Raw genomic sequence first — 22,017 nt, forward strand, 5'->3', positions numbered from 1 at the left:
GGCCAACCCCTGACTTGCGATCCTCAAATCGACGAGCGGTCGAGAAGCTCCATCAGCCGCTGCCTAGCCCGATAGACCCGGGTCTCGATCGTCTTGACCGTGACGCCCAGGAGGTCGGCGGCCTCCTGCTGGGTCAGATCGTCGAAATAGGTCAGGAGCAGCGGCTCCTTGAGCTTGCCCGGCAGCTGATCGATGGCCTTCTGAAGGACGGCCCGACGTTCGACCGGGATCAGATTGGCTTCGCCGTAGGGTTCTGGATCCGGCTGGGCGAGCGCCTCGGGCGACTGATCGTCCCTGTCGCCGAGGATGAAGCGGCGAACCGCCAGCCGCCGAGCCCGGTCCCGGCACTTGTTGAGCGCGATCGCGCGCAGCCAGACTGGAAACGGCCGACGCGGGTCGTAGCGCGCGAGCGCCCGCCAGGCCGACACGAACGTGTCCTGCACGACATCGGCCGCAGCGTCGGCGTCGCTGACGTAACGGCGCACGAAGCCGTAGAGGCTCGGCTTGTGGCGTTGCAGCAGGTCGGCGAACGCCCGGTCGTCTCCCTCTCGCGCCCGGGCGACGAGGTCGGGCTCCACCTCGCTCGCCTGGATCACGACGCCTGTTCGGTCAGAGACTCGCTGATCCGCGCGTCGAACTGCCGAGCCTGCTCCGGCGTCAGGATCGCGCGCATGGCGAGCACGTGCAGGATGGTCTCCTTCTGCAGCTCGCCCATGGCGTCATGGAAGCGTTCCACGGCGGCCTGGACCTCGGGGGAGTACTCGTGCCGCGCCTGGATCGCCCGCGCCAACTCCGCGTTGGCGGCGCGCAGCTCGGCTTCCCGTGCCCTGCGACGGACTGCGAAGTCCTGCTCAAGGGCCGCGAGACGCGTCTGCTGGTCGGCGTTGAGCTTCAGCTCCTCATGCACGAACTCATGGAGCGAGGGCTGATGCTGCTGGGCATAGATGTAGCGGGCGCCGATCCAGGTGCCGCCGACGGCGGCGAACAGGGTCAGCACCAGCGTGAGGATCAGGCCCCGGCTGAGGCCCTTCATCCCTCGTGGTCCAGGAGCGTCGAAGGCGCGAGCTCCGCCTTGATCGAGAAGGCCGAGACTTCCGGCGCTTCCCGGGCGAGCGCGACAGCGGTGGCGCCGCCGCTCGCCACGCCGAGCCCAAGCGCGCCCACCACGGCCGCTGCCCGGACGGCATAGAGCATCGGCGCGGCTTGGCGGCTGCGCCGGGCCTCGGCGATGCCGCGCCACACGGCGGCGTCGATCTGATCGTACCCGCGCGCGGGTGGCTCGGACCGCAAGGCCCTCATGTCTTCGTCGAACTGGTTGCTCATGACGATCCCCGAACTTGTCCCTCCGGAATCTATACGGCCGCTGCCTCAAACACCCCTCATATGAGGGGCGGCGGAGAGCCGCTACGTTTCACAGATAGAGGCGAAAGTCGGGGGCGTGATGCTGAAGTGGTCGCTGCAGCTACATAAGTGGCTGGCGCTTGTGGTCGGGGTCCAGGTCCTCTTTTGGGTGGCCGGCGGGGTGGTGATGACCGCCATCCCGATCGAGAAGGTCCGCGGTGAGCATCACAAGGCCACCTTCCAGCTGCCGCCACCGGACCTGAGCGTCGCGAAGTCGCCGGCCGAAGTGGCGGCGGCGGCCGGCCTGGCCCCTACCGAGGCCACTCTGAAGAGCAGCCTCCGAGGGCTCTACTGGATCCTGAAGACGCCGGATGGGACCACGCGAGCCTTCGATGCGGTGACCGGCAAGGCGGCGCCCCCCGTTTCAGAGGGAGAGGTCCGGCAACTGGCCGGATCCGCTTATGAGGGGGCGGGCAAGCCCGTTGCTGTGCGATACTTCAGCGCCGCGCCTCAGGAGACCGGCCGCGAAGGGCCGATGTGGCGGGTCGATTTCGATGATGCCGAGCGAACAGCGCTCTACGTGTCCCCCGACACGGGCGAGGTCGTGAGCCGAAGGTCCAACCTCTGGCGGTTCTATGACTTCTTCTGGCGGCTCCACATCCTCGACTTCAAGGACGGGGAGAACTTCAACCATCCGCTGATCATCGCCCTGGCGGTGTTGACGCTGCCGATGGTCATCACCGGATGGGTGCTGCTGGTGATCCGCCTGGGCCGGGACGCCAAGCGACTGAGGCGACGCCCGGCGGTCTCCTGACGCTCAGGCCGGCGCGGTGGCCGGCCCCGGCGCATCAGCGCTTCGGCGTCCGTCCGCCATGCCTGTCGAGCCAGCCCTGAAGCTCAGCGATATCCTTGCGCTACTCGTCGGCCATCTTCTGCGCCATCTGCTTGATCTCGGCATCGTCGCCGTGCTGCTGCACGACCCGAGCCATCTCGATGCCGCCCTGGTGATGCTGAATCATCTTCAGGGCGAAGGCGCGATCGGGATCCATGTCGTCGGCCGACATCATCTTCTGATGCATATCCTGCACCGCCTTCATGTAGTCCTGCTTGGCCATCTGGCCGTGCTGCATGCTGGCGTGACCCTGATGCTGGGCCTGCTGAGCCACGGCGGGCGCGGCGGCAAGCGCGGCAGCGGCGGCGATGATCGCGATCGTCTTCATAGCTCGGTTCTCCTTGCGTCGATCAATGGAAGGTCTGCAGCGCCGCTTGGCAGGCCTGTTCACAGCGGCGGCAGGACTCGGCGCAAATGCGGCAATGCTCGTGCATGTCGGCGTGGCGTTCACACTCCTCCGCGCAAAGCCGGCAGGCTTCCTCGCAGGCGGCGAGCACGCGCTGGATGATCGGCTCGTTCGAACCGGTGCGGCGCGAGGCGATGTGACCGGCTGCGAAGCAGATGTCGGCGCAGTCCAGGTTCAGCCGGATACATTGGGTGAGTTGGGCGACCATCTCTTCGCCAAGGCAGGCGTCGGCGCACGAGGTGCAGCTCTGGGCGCAATCGAAGCACTCCTCGATGCACCGGATCAGGCTGTCGTTGGTGTTGCCGCGCACCTGCGGGTGCGTGCTGATCATCTGCTGGGCGTGCATAGGTCGTCCTCCGGAGGGATGTGGGATCAGCCCTCAACCCGGACGTCGCGCTGCCGTTCCAACCTGGAAAATAAAGCTAAAACATTCGCCCTTGGACGAGGGACACGCCGACTGTCTGCGTATTCAACGACGCTGGCTCGGATCTTCTAAGTACCGACCGCTCTCTGCCGGACGCTGCCCGAAGACGCTGATCTTGACCTTCCAACGACGGGAACCTGCACGAAGTTTTCGCCGCGCCTTTGCGATCGCTCAATGCGGCCTGGAGCGCAGATGCCTAGCCGAGGGTTACCCTCGGCGAGGTGCGTAGCCTTTCAAGAGCGGCCCACCGCGGACGGAGCTTTCGGTCATGAAGAAAGACAAAAATTCAGCGCCCCCCGGCGCCCATGCGCATGACCAGCCTGGCCAAGCCCACGGGCAGCACGGCCACGCCCACGGGCAGCACGGCCACGCCCACCATCACGCCGACGTCTCGCCACAGGGAGAGGTCAAGGATCCCGTCTGCGGGATGTGGGTCGATCCGGCCAAGACCGCGCACAAGGCTGTGTTCCAGGGGCAAGAGGTCTTCTTCTGCTCCGCGGCTTGCAAGTCGAAATTCGAGAAGGAGCCCGACCGCTACTCCGCAAGCGCGCCGGAGCCGAAGCCGGCGCAGCCGGCCGGGACCATCTACACCTGCCCGATGCACCCTCAGATCCGGCAGGTCGGGCCTGGGTCGTGCCCGATCTGCGGGATGGCGCTCGAGCCGGAGGTGGTCAGCGCCGACGACCAGCCAAACCCTGAGCTCAAGGACATGAGCCGACGCTTCTGGATCGGCCTCGCTTTGGCGCTGCCGGTCCTGGCGCTGGAGATGGGCGGCCACCTCACTGGGCTCACCATGCGGCTCGGCGGTCAGACGTCGGCCTGGATCCAGTTCGCCCTCGCCACCCCGGTCGTCCTCTGGTCGGGCTGGCCGTTCTTCCAGCGGGGCGCCCGGTCCATCGCCAACCGCAGCCTCAACATGTTCACCCTTATCGCCATGGGCGTCGGCGTCGCCTGGGCCTACAGCGTCGTCGCGACACTAGCGCCGCAGCTGTTCCCCGCCGCGTTCCGGCGCGCGGACGGATCGGTGCCGATCTACTTCGAGGCCGCAGCCGTGATCACCGTCCTGGTGCTGCTGGGCCAAGTGCTCGAACTGCGCGCCCGCGAACGCACCTCCGGCGCGATCAAGGCGCTGCTCGACCTGGCGCCGAAAACCGCGCGCCGCGTACGCCCGGATGGCTCGGACGAGGAGGTGACGCTGGACCAGATCGTCGTCGGCGACCAGCTGCGTGTCCGACCCGGCGAGAAGGTCCCGGTGGATGGGCAAGTGCTCGAAGGACGGGTGTCCATCGACGAGTCCATGGTCACGGGCGAATCCATGCCGGTCACCAAGGAAGCGGGCGACAAGGTGGTCGGCGGCGCGATCAACAAGACCGGGTCCTTCGTCATGCGAGCCGAGAAGATCGGCGCTGACACCCTGCTCTCGCAGATCGTGCAGATGGTGGCGCAGGCCCAGCGCAGCCGCGCCCCGATTCAGCGGATGGCCGATCAGGTGTCCGGGTGGTTTGTGCCGACGGTCATCGCGATCGCCGTCGTCGCGTTCGCCGTCTGGGCGCTGTTCGGACCCGAGCCCCGCTTCGCCTTCGGGCTGGTGGCGGCCGTGTCCGTGCTGATCATCGCCTGTCCGTGCGCCCTCGGTCTGGCCACCCCGATCTCGATCATGGTCGGGGTCGGCCGCGGCGCGCAGGCCGGCGTGCTCATCAAGAACGCCGAGGCGCTGGAGCGCTTCGAGAAGATCGACACCTTGGTCGTCGACAAGACCGGCACCCTGACCGAAGGCCGACCGGCCATCACCGCGATCCGACCCTCGCCGGGCGTCGATGAAACGGAGGCGCTGCGCCTGGCGGCCAGCCTGGAGCGCGCCAGCGAACACCCCCTGGCGGACGCCATTGTGCGGGCCGCGACGGAGCGGAACCTCGACCTGTCGCAGCCCAGCGAGTTCGACTCGCCCATCGGCAAGGGTGTTGTCGGTGTCGTTGACGGCCGCCGCCTGGCGCTCGGTTCGGGCAAGTTCCTGATGGAACAGGGCGTGGACACCCAGCCGCTCGAAACCGAGGCGGACGCACTGCGCGCCGATGGGGCCACCGCCATCTTCATGGCGCTGGACGGCCGACCGGCGGCCATCTTCGCCATCGCCGATCCCATCAAGGCGACAACTCCGCAGGCGGTCAGCGCCCTCAAGGCCGAAGGCGTGCGCCTGGTGATGATGACGGGCGACAACAGCACGACCGCGCAGGCCGTCGCGCGCAAGCTCGGAATCGACGAGGTCGAGGCCGAAGTGCTGCCGCAGGACAAGGCCGCTGTGGTCGACAAGTTCAGGGTGGAGGGCCGCAAGGTCGCCATGGCTGGTGACGGGGTGAACGACGCCCCGGCTTTGGCCGCCGCCGAGGTCGGGATCGCCATGGGGGCCGGCGCGGACGTCGCGATCGAGAGCGCCGGCGTGACCCTGCTTAGAGGCGACCTGCAGGGCATCGTGCAGGCCCGGCGGCTGTCGCGGGCGGTGATGCGCAACATCCGGCAAAACCTCTTCTTCGCCTTCGCTTACAACGTCGCCGGCATCCCTATCGCCGCCGGCGTGCTCTATCCGGTGTTCGGCTGGCTGCTCTCGCCCGCCATTGCGGCGGCGGCCATGGCCCTCTCCAGCGTCAGCGTGGTTGGCAACGCCCTGCGCCTTCGAGCCGTCAGCCTCTGAAAGCGCAGGCGAAAGGCGCGGCGTCATCTCCAGTTTCAGGGGGGACGCCCCGTCGCTGCGTAGCACCTAGAGGACGCTGACGCGTCCGAGGTCCCTTGACCTTACCATGATGGGAATCTCTATCTGAGCTGGGCATCGCCGTTCAGGAGCCGACCGTGCCCGAAACAATCCTTCGCCCCATCGACATTCCGGTGCTCGGCATGACCTGCGCCAGCTGCGTCGGCCGTGTCGAGAAGGCGATCGCCGCCGTGCCGGGGGTGGCCGCCGCATCCGTCAATCTAGCGTCCGAGCGCGCGCACGTGGAGCTCACGTCAGACGGGCAGACCGCGGCCGTCATCGAAGCCATTCGCAAGGTCGGCTATGAGCCGCTCGTGCGGCGGATCGAGCTCACCGTCGCCGGCATGACCTGCGCCAGCTGCGTCGGCCGAGTGGAGCGAGCTCTGCGGGCGACGCCCGGCGTCATCTCTGCCCAGGTGAACCTCGCGACCGAACGGGCTCAGGTGCAGGTGCTGGACGGGACCGACATCGGCGCGCTCACCGCCGCGGTTGCTAAGGCCGGGTACGACGCGCGACCCACGGCGGAGGCCACACCGGAGCTCGCCGATCGTGAGCGCGAGGCGCGCGAAGCCGAGATCCAAGGGCTCAAGCGCAACGTCATCACCGCCGCCACCGCAACGGCGCCGCTGTTCCTTGTCGAGATGGGCCGCCACTTCGTCCCCGGCGTCCACCACTGGCTGGCGGGCGCGATCGGAGAACAGCCCTGGCGGTTGGCGAGCTTCGCCCTCGCGGCGTTCGTGCTGTTCGGTCCAGGCCTGCGCTTCTACCGCAAGGGCGTGCCGAACCTGGTTCGTCGCACCCCCGACATGAACTCCCTGGTGGTGCTGGGGGCGAGCGCCGCCTTCCTCTATTCGGTGGTGGCGACCTTCGCGCCCGGCCTGCTGCCAGCCGGCGCGGATCACGTCTACTACGAGGCCGCCGCCGTCATCGTGACATTGATCCTGGTGGGCCGGCTGTTCGAGGCCCAGGCCAAGGGGCGCACCAGCGCGGCCATCAAGCGGCTGATGACCCTGCAGGCCAAGACGGCGCGCGTTGAGCGGGAGGGCGTGGCGCTCGAGGTGCCGATCGGCGAGGTCCGCGTCGGCGACGTCGTCCTCGTCCGTCCCGGCGAGCGAATCCCCGTCGATGGAGAGGTGGTGGGCGGCGGCTCCTTCGTGGATGAGTCGATGATCACGGGTGAGCCGATCCCGGTGGAGAAGGCCGCCGGCGCTGCGGTCGTCGGCGGCACCGTCAACAAGACCGGCGCCATCCGCTTCCGCGCCACCAAGGTCGGCGCCGCGACCATGCTGTCCCAGATCGTCCGCATGGTGGAGGCCGCGCAGGGCGCCAAGCTGCCCATCCAGGCGCTGGTCGATCAGGTCACGTCCTGGTTCGTGCCGGCCGTCATCGGAATCGCCACGCTTACCTTCGCGGCCTGGCTGCTGTTCGGCGCCTCGCCCGCTTTGAGCTTTGCGCTCGTCAACGCCGTCGCCGTCCTGATCATCGCCTGCCCCTGCGCCATGGGCTTGGCCACGCCCACCTCGATCATGGTTGGCACGGGCAAGGCGGCTGAGCTCGGGATCCTGTTCCGGCGCGGCGAAGCCCTGCAGAGCCTGCGCGACGTCCAGGTGGTGGCCTTCGACAAGACCGGCACCCTGACGCTGGGCCGCCCTGCCCTGACCGATCTTCAGGTGGCGCACGGACGGGATGAAGCGGAGGTCTTGCGCCTGATCGCCGCCGTTGAGGCCTCGTCGGAGCATCCTGTTGCGCAGGCGATCGTCGACGCAGCCGAGTCCCGCGAACTCAGCATCCCGCCGGCGGAGGATTTCCAGAGCATCCCCGGCTTCGGCGTGGCGGCGCAGGTGGAGGGCCGCACCGTCGAAGTGGGCGCCGACCGGTACATGACCCGGCTTGGCATCTCGGTCGCCGCCTTGTCCGCGGAGGCTGAGCGCTTGGCGCGCGAGGCCAAGACCCCGCTCTACGCGGCGGTCGACGGCGAGCTGGTGGCGATCGTCGCCGTCGCGGACCCTATCAAGCAGACGACCGCGGCGGCGCTGCAAGCCTTGCATGCCCAAGGGCTGAAGGTGGTGATGATCACCGGCGACAACGCACGGACGGCTAACGCCGTCGCTGAACAGCTCGGGCTCGACGACGTCGTGGCCGAGGTGCTGCCGGACGGCAAGGTCGCGGCGGTTCGTGATCTGCAGGCCCGCTTCGGCTGGCTGGCCTTCGTGGGCGACGGGGTCAATGACGCCCCGGCGCTCGCCGCAGCCGACGTCGGGATCGCCATGGGCGCTGGCACGGACATCGCCATCGAAAGCGCCGACGTGGTGCTGATGCGCAGCGACCTGCGCGGCGTGGCCACCGCGCTTGCGCTCAGCCGGGCGGTGCTGCGGAACATCCGCCAGAACCTCGCCTGGGCGTTCGGGTACAACGTGGTGCTGATCCCCGTCGCCGCCGGCGCCCTTTTCCCCGCCTTCGGCCTGCTGCTGTCCCCGATGGTGGCCGCTGGCGCCATGGCGCTGTCCAGCGTCAGCGTCCTGACGAACGCGCTTCGCCTGCGAGGCTTCCGCGACGCCGCCTTCCAAGGAGCACGGCCATGAACATCGGTCAGGCCTCGAAGGCCTCGGGCGTCACCACCAAGATGATCCGCTACTACGACGAGATCGGCCTGGTGCGCCCCGCGAGCCGGACCGACTCCAACTATCGCGAGTACGACGCCCGCCAGATCAACGAGCTTCGCTTCATCAAGCGCGCGCGTAGTCTCGGCTTCTCGATGGACGAGATCACGCAACTGCTGTCGCTGTGGCGGGATCGCGAGCGGCCGAGCCGCGAGGTCAAGGCGATCGCCGACCGACACGTCGCCGATCTCGACGCCCGGATCGCCGAAATGCAGGCCATGGCGGACACCCTGCGGCACCTGTCGCACTGCTGCGCCGGCGACGATCGTCCGGACTGCCCCATCCTTGCCGACCTGACGGCCGGGGCCGAGCCGACCACGCCGCTCGAGCGAGTGAAGGCAAGAGCGCGATAAGCTTAGCTGCGGCAGAGACAGGCGAACTGACAATACTCGGAACTGCGAGCTTCAATACAGAGTTGACGGATCGCTCACCCGTTGTTGCGGGGAGAAACATTCCCATCGCTGTAATCTTGCGCAGGAACGGCCAATGTCACACAAACTATCCCATGGCTGGAGGGATGTTCCCATCCAGGAGCTGGCCAGTCAGTATCTCGCCCAAGACGGTCTAACATTCGATTTCGATGCCGGTCGCGAGCGCTACGACTATCAGGTCTCGATCGGGGATGAGGGGAACGACGCCCTCGTCGGACGCGGCGACCGCGATCACTTCTGGGGACTTGGCGGCAACGACCTGCTGAGCGGGGACCGCGAAAACGACGTGCTCTATGGCGACTCCGGCGCCGACACCCTCAGCGGGGGCGACGGCGCTGACCGGCTCACGGGCGGCATGGACGGAGACCGGCTCTATGGCGGCAGGGACGCTGACGCCCTGATGGGCGGCATGGGCAACGACTACCTGGACGAGGGCGCGGGCCATGGCGACCTGGAGGGCGGGATGGGCGACGACACGCTGGTCGGCGGGCTCGGACCCGACGCCTTCGCGGTCGACCCCACCAGCGGCGACGATGTGATCCGCGACTTCACCGCGGGTCCCGGCATGTTCGACCACCTCGCGCTGCGGGACCTCCGGTGGGAAGACCTGAGTTTCGAAGACACCCCTGCGGGTGTGCGGGTCAGCTGGCAGGGCGGCTCCGTGCTGCTGGAGGGCGTGCGTCAGGCGGATCTCGCGCAGGACGACTTCATGTTCGCGGAGGAGCCGGACCTTCCGCCCGCCTCGCGGCCGGCGACGGCGCCCACTCCCGAGCGGCCCACAGCCAGCGTTGAAGGCCCGGACCCCAGGCACGGCGACCTGCCAGGCGAGCGTTTCGACCAAGCCGCCGACGCGGCGATGCGGGATGGTGATGTCGCGCTCACCTTTACGGGCGACGAAACCTACCAGGTGCTCGTCGGCGAGCGGGAAGCCGATCAGCTGACCGGCGGGGAGAGCGTCGACAACATCTTCGGTCGGGATGGCTCCGACACTCTGCTCGGCGCTGGCGGCGACGATGTGCTGCAAGGTGATGCTGGCGACGACCGACTGGAAGGCGGCGACGGCATGGATCGCCTCGACGGCGGCATGGGCGCCGACACCCTGATCGGCGGCGCCATGGTCGACGACATCATGGGCATGGAGGGCGCGGACTCGATCGACGCCGGCGCAGGCCACGACATGATCGAAGGCGGCATGGGCAACGACACCATCACCGGCGGCACGGGGGCCGACGCTTTCATCGTCGATCCGCACAGCGGCTTCGACGTCGTCACCGATATGGAAGTCCGCGGTGAGGCGCAGGGGGCGTTCGACCACCTCGCGCTGCGCGACATCCGGCCGGATCAGGTCTCCGTCGTGGATCGCGCGGAAGGGGCGTTCGTCTCCTGGAACACCGACCGCGACGCCGATCCGGAAGGCGGCGTCTTGCTGCTGGGCGTCTTCAAGGCGGATCTCCGGCAGAGCGACTTCATGTTCATCGATGAGCCCGGCTTCGTCCCGGGGATCAGCACCGCCGGTTCGGATTGGATTTTCCCGGCGTAAGCTGCCAGGGTTCACCTCTCAGATCGTCGCCTCGTCGTCCCAAGGGCGGCGAGGCGATGCATGGGCGACGCGCGAAGGCAGCCTCAAGCCCTTCGCGATCCAATGGCGCGCGTTCTGGCCGCGGCCCTCCGCCATCTCGATCCGGGCGGCCGGGCCGAGGTGGGCAGCCGCGCCGCCCACAACAGCGAACCGTCCGCAGCCTCCCCAGTCGCCAGTCATTCCGCCCGGCACACCAGGCGCTTACCGCACCTGTTCGTGGATGAGGTTGCCGCTGGGCAGCGGGCGGAGAATCTCCGCCTCCGGCCTCCGCAGGTTGAGCCAGTCGAGGCCTTTCGCGCGCGGCAACACCACCACCTGCCGGTCATGGTACGGCGCGATGTCCGGTCCCGGCGATGTGGTCAGCATGGCGAAGGCGCCCTCCTTCACCAGGCCTGCGATCCAGAACCAGGGCTCGCCGACGAGGGTGAAGAGGTGCTTGTCCTTCAGCCGCTGCTTAGGATCGTCGGACTTGGTGAACTCGTAAAAGCCGTCCGACGGGATCAGGCAGCGGTCGCTCTTGGCGAAGCTGCGTCCTTCCGACCGGAAGTTGAACACGGGCTTGCCGCTGGACGACTTCCAGGCCCAAGGCGTGACGGAAAGCTCCACCCCCTCCGAACCGCCGCGGATGATCGGCGCCGTCTGGTTCGGCCGAATGTCGTCGTAGGGCGGGTAGTTCGGGGTGGCGTCGCCCGCGAACCGCAGCGGGATCTTCAGCTGACTGAACTCCTCCCGGAGGGTGTCAGGCGACTTCGTGTAGCGGTAGTCGTTGCACATCCTCGACTAACGCCCCGGGCGCAGCAGCGGTCCCCGACCGGCGCTCTTGTCAGGTCGCCGCCTCATGCGCCATGGCCGCGGCGGCCAGCTGATCGCCCTCGGTGACGCGACCGGCGGCTTTGCGCTCGCTGTAGCGATCGACCAGATAGTCCGCGCGATCGCGGGTCAGGAGGGTGAACTTGTAGAGCTCCTCCATCACGTCGACGACGCGGTCGTAATAGGCGGACGGCTTCATCCGGCCCGCCTCATCAAACTCCTGGTAGGCCTTGGCCACCGAGGACTGGTTGGGGATGGTGATCATGCGCATCCAGCGGCCGAGCAGGCGCAGGGTGTTCACGGCGTTGAAGGATTGCGAGCCGCCGGACACCTGCATCACAGCCAAGGTGCGCCCCTGGGTCGGCCGCACGCTGCCGATCTCCAGCGGGATCCAGTCGATCTGCGCCTTCATGATCCCGGAGATCGCCCCATGGCGTTCCGGGCTGCACCACACCTGGCCCTCGGACCATTGTGAGAGCGCCCGCAGCTCCTGCACCTTCGGATGGTCCGGCGACACGGCGTCGGGCAGCGGCAGGTCCCGCGGATCGAAGATGCGCGTCTCGGCGCCAAACCGCTGCAGGATGCGGGCGGCCTCCTCCGTCAGCAGCCGGCTGTAGGACCGTTCCCGCAGCGAGCCGTAGAGCAGCAGGATGCGCGGCGGGTGAGTCGCCGCCGTCGGCGCGTTCAGCTTCTCCAGGCTTGGCGTGTCGAGGAACTGCGGCTGCAGGGCGGGGAACTCAGTCATCTGGACCTCGAACGCGGTGGAACCGACTTCAAACTGTCGTAGATTTCCTATATTGTCGAAATATGGAAACCAAGCCTGCCGTTGCAAGCCTGTCCGCCCTCGCGCACGAGGTTCGCCTGTCCACCTTCCGCCTCCTGGTGCAGGCGGGACCTGACGGCCTGCCAGCCGGCGAAGTGGCCCGCCGTCTGGGCGTGCTGCCGAACACCCTGTCGGCCAGCCTCAATGTGCTCAGCCACGCCGGCCTGATCGCCTCGCGCCGTGACGGACGCTCGATCATCTACACCGCCAACTACGACGCCATGCGCGAGTTGTTGGCCTTCCTGATGGAGGACTGCTGCGGCGGTTCGCCGGAGATCTGCGCGCCGCTCGCCGCCATCGCCAGCCAGTGCTGCGTGGCCGAAGGCGCCCGAGCCTGAGGAGCCCACCGTGAGCGACAAGACCTACAACATCCTCTTCCTGTGCACCGGCAACTCGGCCCGATCGGTCATCGCCGAGGCGCTGATGAACAAGGAGGGCCGCGGCCGCTTCAACGCCTACTCGGCGGGCTCGATGCCCACCGGACGGGTCAATCCGCACGCCCTGTCGATCACCCGAGCCCTTGGCTTCGAGGACACGGCGTTCCGCTCCAAGTCCTGGGACGAGTTTGCGAAGCCCGGCGCCCCGCCGCTCGACTTCATCATCACCGTCTGTGACAACGCCGCGGGCGAGGTCTGCCCTGTGTGGCCGGGCCAGCCGATGACCGCCCATTGGGGCGTGCCCGATCCGGCTGCGGTCCAGGGCTCCGAGGCCGAGATCGCCGCCGCCTTCTCCGAGACGGCGCGGATGCTGGGCAACCGCATCCGCATCTTCCTCAGCCTGCCGCTCGCTTCGATCGACCGCATGTCGTTGCAGACGAAGCTGGCCGAGATCGGCCGAACCGTCGACGATCCCCAGTCCGCCCAATGACCACTATCGAGCCCCCCGCCCCATCCAAGGGGCCCAAGGCCATGTCCCGCTTCGAGCGCTTCCTGACCCTTTGGGTCGCGCTCTGCATCGTGATCGGCGTCGGCCTCGGACACCTCTTCCCGTCGGTGTTCCAGGCCATCGGCTCGGCCGAAGTGGCCAAGGTCAATCTGCCGGTGGCGGTGCTGATCTGGCTGATGATCATCCCTATGCTGATGAAGGTCGATTTCGGCGCCATGCGCCAGGTCGGCCAGCACTGGCGCGGCATCGGCGTGACCCTGTTCGTCAACTGGGCGGTGAAGCCGTTCTCGATGGCGGCGCTGGGGGCCGTCTTCATCGGCTACCTGTTCCGCCCCTATCTGCCGGCGGGCGAGATCAACAGCTACATCGCCGGCCTGATCCTGCTGGCGGCGGCGCCCTGCACGGCGATGGTGTTCGTCTGGAGCAACCTGACGCGCGGCGAGCCGCACTTCACGCTCAGCCAGGTGGCGCTGAACGACGCGATCATGGTTGTCGCCTTCGCGCCCATCGTCGGACTGCTGCTCGGCCTATCCGCCATCACCGTCCCCTGGGAGACGCTGCTGCTCTCGGTCGGGCTCTACATCATCGTCCCCGTCGTCCTGGCGCAGCTCCTGCGGAGCGCGCTCCTCAAGCGCGGCGGCGAAGCCGAGCTGCAGCGCGTGCTCGGCCGTGTGGGTCCCGTCTCGCTCACCGCCTTGCTGGCCACCCTGGTCCTGCTGTTCGGCTTCCAGGGCGAACAGATCCTCACCCAGCCGGCGATCATCGCCATGCTGGCCGTGCCGATCCTGATCCAGGTCTACGCCAACTCGGCGATCGCCTACCTGCTCAACCGCCTCACCGGCGAAGCCCACTGCGTCGCCGGCCCATCCGCCCTGATCGGCGCCAGCAACTTCTTCGAACTCGCGGTCGCCGCCGCGATCAGCCTGTTCGGCTTCTCCTCCGGCGCGGCGCTCGCCACAGTCGTGGGCGTGCTGATCGAGGTGCCGGTGATGCTGACCATCGTCGCCATCGTGAACCGGTCCAAGGGCTGGTACGAGCGGGGCGCGGCCGTTCAACGGGTGGCGGCGCGCTGCGCCCCGCCGATCACGAGGTGAGCTGCATGTCCGACTTCCCGATCACCATCTTCCACAACCCGGCCTGCGGCACCTCCCGCAATACCGTCGCAATGGTCAAAGCCGCCGGCTACGAGCCGGAGATCGTCGAGTACCTGCAGGTTGGCTGGACGAAGCCGCAGCTGCGGGAGCTGCTCGCCGCCATGGGCGCCAAGCCGCGCGAAATCCTGCGCGAGAAGGGCACGCCGGCCGGCGAGCTCGGCCTGCTTGACCCGCACGTCAGCGACGATGCGGTCCTCGACGCCATGGTCGAGCACCCGATCCTGGTGAACCGCCCGATCGTTGTCACGCCGAAGGGGGCAAAGCTCAGCCGGCCTTCGGAAGCGGTCTTGGACCTGCTCGATCGCAAACCGCAGAGCTTCACCAAGGAGGACGGCGAGGTGGTGGAGGTCACGCGCTGAACCAACCGCGGCTGCGGCCCGCGGGGCACCGTCGACGTACCCGTCACCGAGCTGCGCGCGGCGGCTTAACAATGATCTACCGAGCCAGCCTTCGAGCGTGCCCGCGGAGATCAGATCGTCTTCGGCTAACCGGACGCGTCTGCCCCCAACGAAGACACTTCGTGAGCGTACCGTCTAAGCACGGGCGGGGGAGGATTGGTGGGCGCGGGCTATCTGACGTCGATAACAATATTTCATGTGACAGTCACAGACGGGGACGTCATATCTCCGACATGCGGGTCCTGCTCGCCCTCCTGGCCCTCGTCGGCCTGCTGATCAGCCCGATCGCGGCCTCCGCCGCGGCGCCGGCGTGCCTGCATCATCACGACGCGGCGCAGATGGCCGCGATGATGGGCATGGCGGGTCCGCAGGACGCCGGCAAAGCCGGCGGCATGCCCTGCTGCGACGACGATGCCGGTAAAGCCAAGCCGCACGACAGCCAGGCCTGCGCCCAGGCCTGCGCGGTCGTCTGTGGGGTGAACGTCGCCCTGCCCGAAGCGCCGGCGGAGCTCGCACTCACCGTGGTGCACGCCCGCTTCGAGCCGGCGGCGCCGGTGCCCTTGCACGCCCACGGTCCCCCGGGCCTGAAGCGACCCCCCAAGCACCACGCCTGAAGCCAGCCGCGCCCGCGGCTAGGGATGCCCTGTTCGCGACGAGCCGGCGATCAAGCCGCCTCGCGAGGACCGGGCCGACTGCTGCGCGACCGCGCAGCCTCGCTCAATTCCTTTCAGGTGAATGCAACATGCAACGCTTCAAGCTGATTTCGGCGGCCCTGGCCGCCCTGACGATCACTGGTCTTTCGACCGCTGCGTCCGCAGCGGCAGCAGGTGACGACGGCTACGTCATCCGCACCGTCCGATCGCCCAACGGCAAGGACCCTTTCGTGCGCATCGTAAAAGTCCCGAAGACGCAGGCCGTCGCCAAGGCTTCGGACTGCCCCATGATGAAGGACGACGCCGCCATGAGGGCGATGTGCCACCGCATGATGGGCGACCATCGCGCCGTCGCGCCGACCCCCAACGGCTGACCGGCTCCCGATCGCTTTCGAGTATCCCCTCTGCGGGAGACGGAGGGGCGCCGGCGGCATAGCTTGCCGCCGGCGCCTTCCCCAACATGGGTTCCCACATGCGTCCAATTCGACTTGCCCAGCTGTGCGTTGCTTCGGCGGCTGCTAGCCTGCTCAGCACGGCGCAGGCCAAGAGCAGCCCCCTGACCTACGAAGAGGCGCTCGCGCGAGCGCGCCAGACCGCTCCTGCGGTTGCCGCCGCCGACCTCAAGGCGCGGGCGGCTCGGAGCAGCGCGGTCGCGGCGGGACGTCTGCCGGATCCTCAGCTGAGGTTCGGCGTCGAAAATTACCCGATCTCCGGTCCCATGGCGGGCCGTTTCGGCGCCGACGAGATGACCATGGCGACAGTCGGCGTCATGCAGGAGTTCCCGAACGCCGGGCGGCGGCGCGCGGAGGCGGCGGGCGCCCGCGCCGATGTCGCCATGGCGGAAGCCCAACGGGCGGTCACAACACGTGAGGTCCAGCTCGGCGCGGCGCTGGCTTGGGTCGATCTGCACTACGCCCAGAGCCGCCTCGCGGCCTTGGATGCGATCTTGCGGCAGATCGAGCCGATCTGGCGCTCGGCCCCGGCGGGCGTGGCGTCGGGCGCGGACCGTCCGGCGATGGCGCTCGCTCCGATCCGCGCGCGAGCCGCCTTGCAGGACCAGCGCGATGAGCTCGCGGCCGCCGCCGAGCGGGCGAAGGCCGAGCTGTCACGCTGGACCGGCGACCCGGACCCAGCCGTCGCCGGACCGCCGCCCTCGCTCGACATCGAGCCGGCGAGTCTGCGGGCCGGCCTTGAGGCGCATTCCACCCTGCGGGCCTACGACTCGGCGCGATCGAGGGCGCAAGCGGATGTGGACGCCGCGCGGGCGGCAAAGCGCCCGGACTTTGCGCTGGAGGCCAGCTACGGGCGCCGGGACCGGATGTTCGGCGACATGGTTTCGGCCGGTGTGACGGTGCGGCTGCCCCTCTTCGCGGGTCAGCGGCAGGATCCGCTGATCGCCGCGCGGCGCGCCGATGCGGCTCGGGTGGATGCGGAGGCGGAAGTCGCGCGCCGCACCCTGCGCGCCGGGCTCGACGGAGATCTCGCCGACCACCTGATGCACCATGAACAGTGGATGCGGTCCAAGGATGTCGTTCTGCCCGCGGCGCAGCGGCAAGCTGATCTGGAGACCGCCAGCTACGGCGCCGGGCGCGCGGGGCTCGGCGACGTCCTGCAGGCCTTCACCGAATTGGCCGAAGCCCGGCTCACCTTGCTCGAACGCGAGGCGGCAGTGGCCCGCGACGCGGTGCGCATCACCCTCACCTATGGAGCCGACGCGCCATGAGCATCCCCATCACGCGCGCGCAGCTGGCGGCCGGGGGCATGATCCTGCTCCTGCTGGGCGGCGCCGGCGGCTACGGCCTCTCGAGGCTGAGCTCATCCGACAAGCCGGCGCCCGCCCCAACCAGCGCCGGCCGCCAGGTGCTCTATTGGTACGACCCGATGGTCCCCAGCCAACGGTTCGACAAGCCAGGCAAGTCCCCGTTCATGGACATGCAGCTGGTGCCGAAATACGCCGACGAGGCGGGGGCGGACGCCGGCGTGCAGATCGATCCAGCGAGGGTCCAGAGCCTCGGCGTGCGTCTGACGACAGCCGAACCGGGGCGCCTGCCTAGCGAGATCACCGCCCCGGGGGTCATCGACTTCAACGGGCGCGACCTCGTGGTCGTCCAGGCGCGCGCCGGCGGCTTCGTGCAGCGTGTCTATGCGCGTGCGCCCGGCGACATCATCGCCGCGGGCGCGCCGCTCGCGGATGTGCTCGTGCCGGAGTGGGGCGGCGCCCAGACGGAGTTCCTGGCCATCCGCCGCACCGGCGATCCGGCCTTGATCGCGGCAGCGCGCCAGCGCCTGGCGTTGCTCGGCATGTCGCCCAGCCTGATCGCCTCGGTCGCACGCAGTGGTCGGCCGCAGACGGTCGTCCGCATAACTGCCCCGGGTGGCGGCGTGATCCGAACGCTGAGCGTGCGCAATGGCATGACGGTGAGCCAGGGCCAGACGCTCGCTGAGATCAGCGGGCTGGGCAGCGTCTGGCTCAACGTTTCGGTGCCGGAAGCCACGGCCGGCCAAGTCCGCCCCGGACAGGCCGTGACGGTCACGCTCACGGCCTTTCCGGGCGAGCAGTTTGTCGGGCGTGTCTCAGCCATCCTGCCGGAAGCGGCCGCCGAGAGCCGCACCCTCACCGCGCGGGTGGAACTGCCGAACCGCGGCGGGCGCCTGCGGCCGGGCATGTACGGACAGGCGCAGTTCGCGGGCGCCGCCTCGCCCGCGCTGCTTGTCCCCTCCGAAGCGGTGATCCGGACTGGTCGCCGCGCACTCGTCATGCTGGCCCAGCCTGGGGGACGATTCCGGCCTGCCGAGGTGCAGGTCGGCCGCGAGGCGGGAGACCGGACCGAGATCCTGGCAGGTCTCCAGGCGGGCGAACAGGTGGTCGCCTCCGGCCAGTTCCTGCTCGACTCAGAGGCCAGCCTTGCCGGCGTGCAGGCGCGGCCGATCCAGCCGAGGCCGCCCGCGGCGGCCCCACCGACCGCCTACGAGACGACCGGACGGCTCGAGCGGTTGCACGGCCGGTCGATCACGCTCAGCCACCAGCCCGTCCCAGCCTTGCAGTGGCCGGCGATGACCATGAGCTTCACCCTCGCCGACCCGAAGTTGGCCGAGGGTCTGAAGACCGGCGATCAGGTGCGCTTCGCCTTCGACCAGGCCGGCGGCGTGCCCACCGTTCGGCGGATCGCCAAGCTGGATGCGGCCCGATGATCGCCGCCCTTATCCGCGCCTCGGTCCGGGGGCGGTTCTACGTGCTGATCGCGGCCGCCGGCCTGTTGCTGGCCGGGCTCTGGGCGGTCCGTTCCACGGCGGTGGACGCGCTGCCTGACCTCTCCGACGTCCAGGTGGTGATCCGCACCAGCTACCCGGGACAGGCGCCTCAGCTCGTCGAGAACCAGGTCACCTATCCGCTCGCCACTACCATGCTCTCGGTCCCTGGAGCCAAGACGGTGCGGGGCTATTCCTTCTTCGGCGACAGCTTCGTCTATGTGCTGTTCGAAGACGGGACCGACCTCTACTGGGCGCGGTCGCGGGTGCTGGAATATCTCAACCAGGTGCAGGGGCGGCTCCCCGCGTCCGCCAAGCCGGCGCTTGGACCCGACGCCACGGGCGTCGGCTGGATCTACGAATATGCCCTGGTCGATCGCAGCGGGCGACACGACCTCGCCCAGCTTCGCAGCCTGCAGGACTGGTTCCTGCGCTATGAGCTGAAGAGCCTCCCGGGCGTCGCCGAAGTGGCCAGCGTCGGCGGGATGGTCCGCCAGTATCAGGTGGTCGTCGACCCGACCAAGCTCGCCGCCTATGGCGTCACCCACGCTGAGGTGGTCGATGCGCTACGTAACGCCAACCAAGAAGCCGGTGGTTCGGTCCTCGAACTCGGCGAGGCCGAATACATGGTCCGCTCAGGCGGCTACCTGGCGAGCCTCGACGACTTCCGCGCAGTGCCTCTGCGCGCAGCGCCGGGCGGCGTACCGGTGCGCCTCGGGGACGTCGCCACCGTGCAGGTGGGACCGGAGATGCGGCGCGGCATCGCCGAGTTGGATGGCCAAGGCGAGGTGGCCGGCGGCGTGGTGATCCTGCGCTCTGGAAAGAACGCCCGCGAGACCATCGGGGCGGTGAAGTCGAAGCTGGCCGAGCTGAAGGGCAGCCTTCCGGCCGGCGTCGAGGTCGTGACGACCTACGACCGGTCGCAGCTGATCGACCGCGCCATCGCCAACCTGACGCAGAAGCTGGTCGAGGAGTTCATCGTCGTCGCGATCGTCTGCGGCCTCTTCCTCTGGCACGCGCGCTCGGCGCTGGTGGCGATCCTCACCCTGCCGCTCGGCGTGCTGGCGGCGTTCCTGGTGATGCGCGGCCAGGGCGTGAACGCCAACATCATGTCGCTGGGCGGCATCGCCATCGCTATCGGCGCCATGGTCGACGCCGCCGTGGTGATGATCGAGAACGCGCACAAGCACCTCGAGCGGTGGACGCATGACCATCCCGGCCAGACGCTCCGCGGCAAGGACCGTTGGGAGGTGGTGACCGAGGCAGCCGCAGAGGTCGGGCCGGCCCTGTTCTTCAGCCTGGTGATCATCACCCTGTCCTTCGTGCCTGTGTTCACACTTCAGGCGCAGGAGGGCCGGCTGTTCGCGCCGCTGGCTTTCACGAAGACCTACGCCATGGCGGCCGCCGCGATCCTGTCGGTGACCCTCGTGCCGGTGCTGATGGGCTACCTGATCCGCGGTCGCATTCCCGCCGAGCAGGACAATCCGCTCAACCGGGCGCTGACCCGGGCATACCGGCCAGCGCTCGACTGGGTCCTGGGGCGACCCAAGACCACGCTGTTGCTGGCGGCCTTGGCCTTCACCACGACGGCCTGGCCGCTCAGCCGCCTGGGCGGCGAGTTTCTGCCGTCGATGGACGAGGGCGACCTGCTCTACATGCCATCAGCTCTCCCCGGCATTTCCGCCGCCAAGGCCGCCGAGCTGCTGCAACAGACGGACCGGCTGATCCTCACGGTCCCTGAGGTGAAGACCGTGTTCGGCAAGGCTGGACGGGCGGAGACCGCGACCGATCCCGCTCCGTTGGAGATGTTCGAGACCACCATCCAGTTCAAGCCGCGCAACCAATGGCGGCCGGGCATGACGCCTGAGAAGCTGGTGGAGGAACTCGACCAGACCGTGAGAGTCCCCGGCCTCGCCAATGTCTGGGTGCCGCCGATCCGCAACCGCATCGACATGCTGGCGACCGGGGTGAAGAGCCCGATCGGGGTGAAGGTCTCCGGGCCAAACCTCGCCGAACTCGACCGCATCGCTGGGCGCATCGAAGCGGTCGCCAAGACCGTGCCGGGGGTGAGCTCCGCCCTCGCCGAGCGCTTGACCGGCGGACGCTACGTCGATGTCGACATCGACCGCGCCGCCGCCGCGCGCTTCGGGCTCAACATCAGCGACGTGCAGGCCATCGTGTCTGGCGCGATCGGCGGCGAGACCGTCGGCGAGACGGTGGAAGGCCTCGCCCGCTATCCGATCAGCGTGCGCTACCCGCGCGAGCTGCGTGACAGCCTGGAAGGCCTACGTTCGCTGCCGATCGTCACGCCGGCCGGGCAGCAGATCACGCTCGGAACCGTCGCCCGTGTGCAGATCGCCGACGGCCCGCCGATGCTGAAGACGGAGAACGGCCGCCCCTCAACCTGGGTCTATGTGGACGTGCGTGGACGCGACCTCGCCTCGGTGGTCGGCGACCTGCAGAGGGCGGTCGCCCGTGACGTGAAGCTCACGCCGGGGGTCAGCGTCGCCTACTCGGGCCAGTTCGAGTACCTGCAGCGGGCGGCCGATCGGCTGAAGATCGTCGTGCCGGCGACATTGGCGATCATCTTCCTGCTGCTCTACGTGACCTTCGGCCGCTTGGACGAAGCGGCGCTGATCATGGCCACCCTGCCGTTCGCGCTGACCGGCGGGATCTGGGCGCTTTATCTGCTCGGCTATCACCAGTCGGTGGCGACGGGGGTGGGCTTCATCGCCCTGGCCGGCGTCTCCGCCGAGTTCGGGGTGGTGATGCTGATCTACCTGAAACACGCCCTTCAGGAACGCGGTCCCGATCCCAGGCCCAGCCAAGTCGCCGAGGCGGTGCGCGAAGGCGCGCTGCTTCGGGTGCGGCCAAAGGCGATGACCGTAGCCGTCATCCTGGCGGGCCTCTTCCCCATCCTGATCGGCCATGGCGCCGGTTCGGAGGTCATGAGCCGGATCGCCGCGCCCATGATCGGCGGCATGCTCACCGCCCCCTTACTCTCCATGCTCGTCATCCCGGCAGGGTACCTCCTGCTGCGGCGACGGCGCACGGATCCCTCAGCTTCAACCCCTAAAGGAGACTACCCATGAAGCGCGCTTATCTCATCGCCGGCGTCGTCAGCGCCGTCCTCGCTCTGGCCGCCTGCGGCCAGAAGACCGAGACGCAGGCGGAGGCCCCGACACCCCCCGCCGAACCTGCCGCGGCGCCCGCCGCCACCGACAGCATGTCCGGCATGAACATGGCTTCGGCCGAGCCGGCCAAGACCGCCAAGGCGACCGGCACTGTCACCGCCGTGGATGCGGCGGGCGGCGCTATCACCATCGACCACGGGCCGATCCCGGAGGCCAACTGGCCGGCCATGACCATGGCCTTCAAGGCCGCCCCCGCCCTCACTCAAGGGCTCAAGGCCGGCGACAAGGTCGCCTTCGACTTGAAGCTCGAGAACGGCGGCGGCGAAGTCACCGCGATCCAGAAGCAGTAGGCGCCGCGCTGTCGGACCACGGGGGAGGGCTCGCGCTCAGCGCACCTGGGAGTGAGCCATCCCGATCTGCGGCTGCGATGGC

At 68.6% G+C, this 22,017-nt stretch carries 22 protein-coding genes; 15 read left to right on the plus strand and 7 right to left on the minus strand.

Going from position 1 to position 22,017, the window contains the following annotated elements:
- Window positions 1-23 precede the first annotated feature (23 nt).
- From ACE3Q8_RS11195 to ACE3Q8_RS11205, 3 genes are read right to left on the minus strand one after another with little or no spacing between them, the layout of a single operon-like run.
- Window positions 24-578: an RNA polymerase sigma factor gene (locus ACE3Q8_RS11195; RefSeq protein ID WP_374470362.1), complete on the minus strand. Its 555-nt coding sequence runs from the start codon at window positions 576-578 to the stop codon at window positions 24-26.
- A gap of 14 nt (window positions 579-592) precedes the next feature.
- Entirely contained in the window at window positions 593-1,033 is a 441-nt protein-coding gene (locus tag ACE3Q8_RS11200) for a Spy/CpxP family protein refolding chaperone (protein ID WP_293421439.1), read from the minus strand.
- Complete coding sequence (locus ACE3Q8_RS11205) at window positions 1,030-1,323, minus strand: hypothetical protein (protein WP_374470363.1); 294 nt, start codon at window positions 1,321-1,323, stop codon at window positions 1,030-1,032. Before ACE3Q8_RS11205 ends, ACE3Q8_RS11200 begins: the two co-directional genes overlap by 4 nt.
- A 118-nt stretch (window positions 1,324-1,441) precedes the next feature.
- Between ACE3Q8_RS11205 and ACE3Q8_RS11210 the strand changes: the two genes are divergently transcribed.
- On the plus strand, window positions 1,442-2,155 hold the full coding sequence (locus tag ACE3Q8_RS11210) for a PepSY domain-containing protein (RefSeq protein ID WP_374470364.1): 714 nt from the start codon (window positions 1,442-1,444) through the stop codon (window positions 2,153-2,155).
- A 100-nt stretch (window positions 2,156-2,255) separates the two neighbouring features.
- On the opposite strand, the gene ACE3Q8_RS11215 is transcribed toward ACE3Q8_RS11210, so the two are convergent.
- Together ACE3Q8_RS11215 and ACE3Q8_RS11220 are read right to left on the minus strand one after the other, a co-directional pair.
- Window positions 2,256-2,561, minus strand: coding sequence for a DUF305 domain-containing protein (locus ACE3Q8_RS11215; RefSeq protein ID WP_374470365.1), 306 nt, complete (start codon window positions 2,559-2,561; stop codon window positions 2,256-2,258).
- A gap of 22 nt (window positions 2,562-2,583) precedes the next feature.
- The gene (locus ACE3Q8_RS11220) at window positions 2,584-2,985 is read right to left on the minus strand and encodes a four-helix bundle copper-binding protein (RefSeq protein ID WP_374470366.1); all 402 of its coding nucleotides are present in this window, start codon (window positions 2,983-2,985) and stop codon (window positions 2,584-2,586) included.
- A gap of 346 nt (window positions 2,986-3,331) precedes the next feature.
- Between ACE3Q8_RS11220 and ACE3Q8_RS11225 the strand changes: the two genes are divergently transcribed.
- From ACE3Q8_RS11225 to ACE3Q8_RS11240, 4 genes are all read left to right on the plus strand, one after another.
- Window positions 3,332-5,752 (plus strand): heavy metal translocating P-type ATPase, encoded by a 2,421-nt coding sequence (locus ACE3Q8_RS11225; protein ID WP_374470367.1) that lies wholly within the window; start codon window positions 3,332-3,334, stop codon window positions 5,750-5,752.
- 155 nt (window positions 5,753-5,907) lie between these two features.
- The gene (locus ACE3Q8_RS11230) at window positions 5,908-8,391 is read left to right on the plus strand and encodes a heavy metal translocating P-type ATPase (RefSeq protein ID WP_374470368.1); all 2,484 of its coding nucleotides are present in this window, start codon (window positions 5,908-5,910) and stop codon (window positions 8,389-8,391) included.
- Window positions 8,388-8,822, plus strand: coding sequence for a Cu(I)-responsive transcriptional regulator (cueR, locus tag ACE3Q8_RS11235; RefSeq protein ID WP_257817678.1), 435 nt, complete (start codon window positions 8,388-8,390; stop codon window positions 8,820-8,822). Before ACE3Q8_RS11230 ends, cueR begins: the two co-directional genes overlap by 4 nt.
- A 133-nt stretch (window positions 8,823-8,955) precedes the next feature.
- Window positions 8,956-10,440: a calcium-binding protein gene (locus ACE3Q8_RS11240; RefSeq protein ID WP_374470369.1), complete on the plus strand. Its 1,485-nt coding sequence runs from the start codon at window positions 8,956-8,958 to the stop codon at window positions 10,438-10,440.
- 240 nt (window positions 10,441-10,680) lie between these two features.
- Here ACE3Q8_RS11240 and ACE3Q8_RS11245 read toward each other — a convergent pair whose 3' ends face one another.
- Both ACE3Q8_RS11245 and arsH read right to left on the minus strand, forming a co-directional pair.
- Window positions 10,681-11,253, minus strand: a complete 573-nt coding sequence (locus ACE3Q8_RS11245) for an SOS response-associated peptidase (RefSeq protein WP_374470370.1) — start codon at window positions 11,251-11,253, stop codon at window positions 10,681-10,683.
- Window positions 11,254-11,302: 49 nt separating this feature from the next.
- Window positions 11,303-12,034: an arsenical resistance protein ArsH gene (arsH, locus tag ACE3Q8_RS11250; protein ID WP_374470371.1), complete on the minus strand. Its 732-nt coding sequence runs from the start codon at window positions 12,032-12,034 to the stop codon at window positions 11,303-11,305.
- Between the two features lie 62 nt (window positions 12,035-12,096).
- Here arsH and ACE3Q8_RS11255 point away from each other — a divergent pair, with 62 nt between their 5' ends.
- From ACE3Q8_RS11255 to ACE3Q8_RS11300, 10 genes are all read left to right on the plus strand, one after another.
- Window positions 12,097-12,450 carry a helix-turn-helix transcriptional regulator gene (locus ACE3Q8_RS11255; protein ID WP_257817660.1) on the plus strand — a complete coding sequence of 118 codons (354 nt, stop codon included), beginning with the start codon at window positions 12,097-12,099 and terminating at the stop codon, window positions 12,448-12,450.
- 10 nt (window positions 12,451-12,460) lie between these two features.
- Window positions 12,461-12,979 (plus strand): arsenate reductase ArsC, encoded by a 519-nt coding sequence (locus ACE3Q8_RS11260; RefSeq protein WP_374470372.1) that lies wholly within the window; start codon window positions 12,461-12,463, stop codon window positions 12,977-12,979.
- A 41-nt stretch (window positions 12,980-13,020) separates the two neighbouring features.
- Window positions 13,021-14,091 carry an ACR3 family arsenite efflux transporter gene (arsB, locus tag ACE3Q8_RS11265; protein WP_374470373.1) on the plus strand — a complete coding sequence of 357 codons (1,071 nt, stop codon included), beginning with the start codon at window positions 13,021-13,023 and terminating at the stop codon, window positions 14,089-14,091.
- Window positions 14,092-14,096: 5 nt separating this feature from the next.
- Window positions 14,097-14,510 carry an arsenate reductase (glutaredoxin) gene (arsC, locus tag ACE3Q8_RS11270; protein WP_374470374.1) on the plus strand — a complete coding sequence of 138 codons (414 nt, stop codon included), beginning with the start codon at window positions 14,097-14,099 and terminating at the stop codon, window positions 14,508-14,510.
- A gap of 272 nt (window positions 14,511-14,782) precedes the next feature.
- On the plus strand, window positions 14,783-15,163 hold the full coding sequence (locus tag ACE3Q8_RS11275; RefSeq protein ID WP_374470375.1) for a hypothetical protein: 381 nt from the start codon (window positions 14,783-14,785) through the stop codon (window positions 15,161-15,163).
- A gap of 128 nt (window positions 15,164-15,291) precedes the next feature.
- Window positions 15,292-15,576, plus strand: coding sequence for a hypothetical protein (locus tag ACE3Q8_RS11280; protein WP_374470376.1), 285 nt, complete (start codon window positions 15,292-15,294; stop codon window positions 15,574-15,576).
- Window positions 15,577-15,674: 98 nt separating this feature from the next.
- Window positions 15,675-16,925, plus strand: a complete 1,251-nt coding sequence (locus tag ACE3Q8_RS11285) for a TolC family protein (RefSeq protein WP_374470377.1) — start codon at window positions 15,675-15,677, stop codon at window positions 16,923-16,925.
- The gene (locus ACE3Q8_RS11290) at window positions 16,922-18,394 is read left to right on the plus strand and encodes an efflux RND transporter periplasmic adaptor subunit (protein ID WP_374470378.1); all 1,473 of its coding nucleotides are present in this window, start codon (window positions 16,922-16,924) and stop codon (window positions 18,392-18,394) included. Before ACE3Q8_RS11285 ends, ACE3Q8_RS11290 begins: the two co-directional genes overlap by 4 nt.
- Window positions 18,391-21,543: an efflux RND transporter permease subunit gene (locus ACE3Q8_RS11295; protein ID WP_374470379.1), complete on the plus strand. Its 3,153-nt coding sequence runs from the start codon at window positions 18,391-18,393 to the stop codon at window positions 21,541-21,543. The genes ACE3Q8_RS11290 and ACE3Q8_RS11295 overlap by 4 nt, the downstream gene beginning before the upstream one ends.
- Window positions 21,540-21,935 (plus strand): copper-binding protein, encoded by a 396-nt coding sequence (locus ACE3Q8_RS11300; RefSeq protein ID WP_374470380.1) that lies wholly within the window; start codon window positions 21,540-21,542, stop codon window positions 21,933-21,935. Before ACE3Q8_RS11295 ends, ACE3Q8_RS11300 begins: the two co-directional genes overlap by 4 nt.
- The last annotated feature ends 82 nt before the right edge of the window (window positions 21,936-22,017 follow it).

The sequence above is a fragment of the Phenylobacterium sp. genome (assembly GCF_041913825.1).
In the GTDB taxonomy this organism is placed as follows: Bacteria; Pseudomonadota; Alphaproteobacteria; order Caulobacterales; family Caulobacteraceae; genus Phenylobacterium.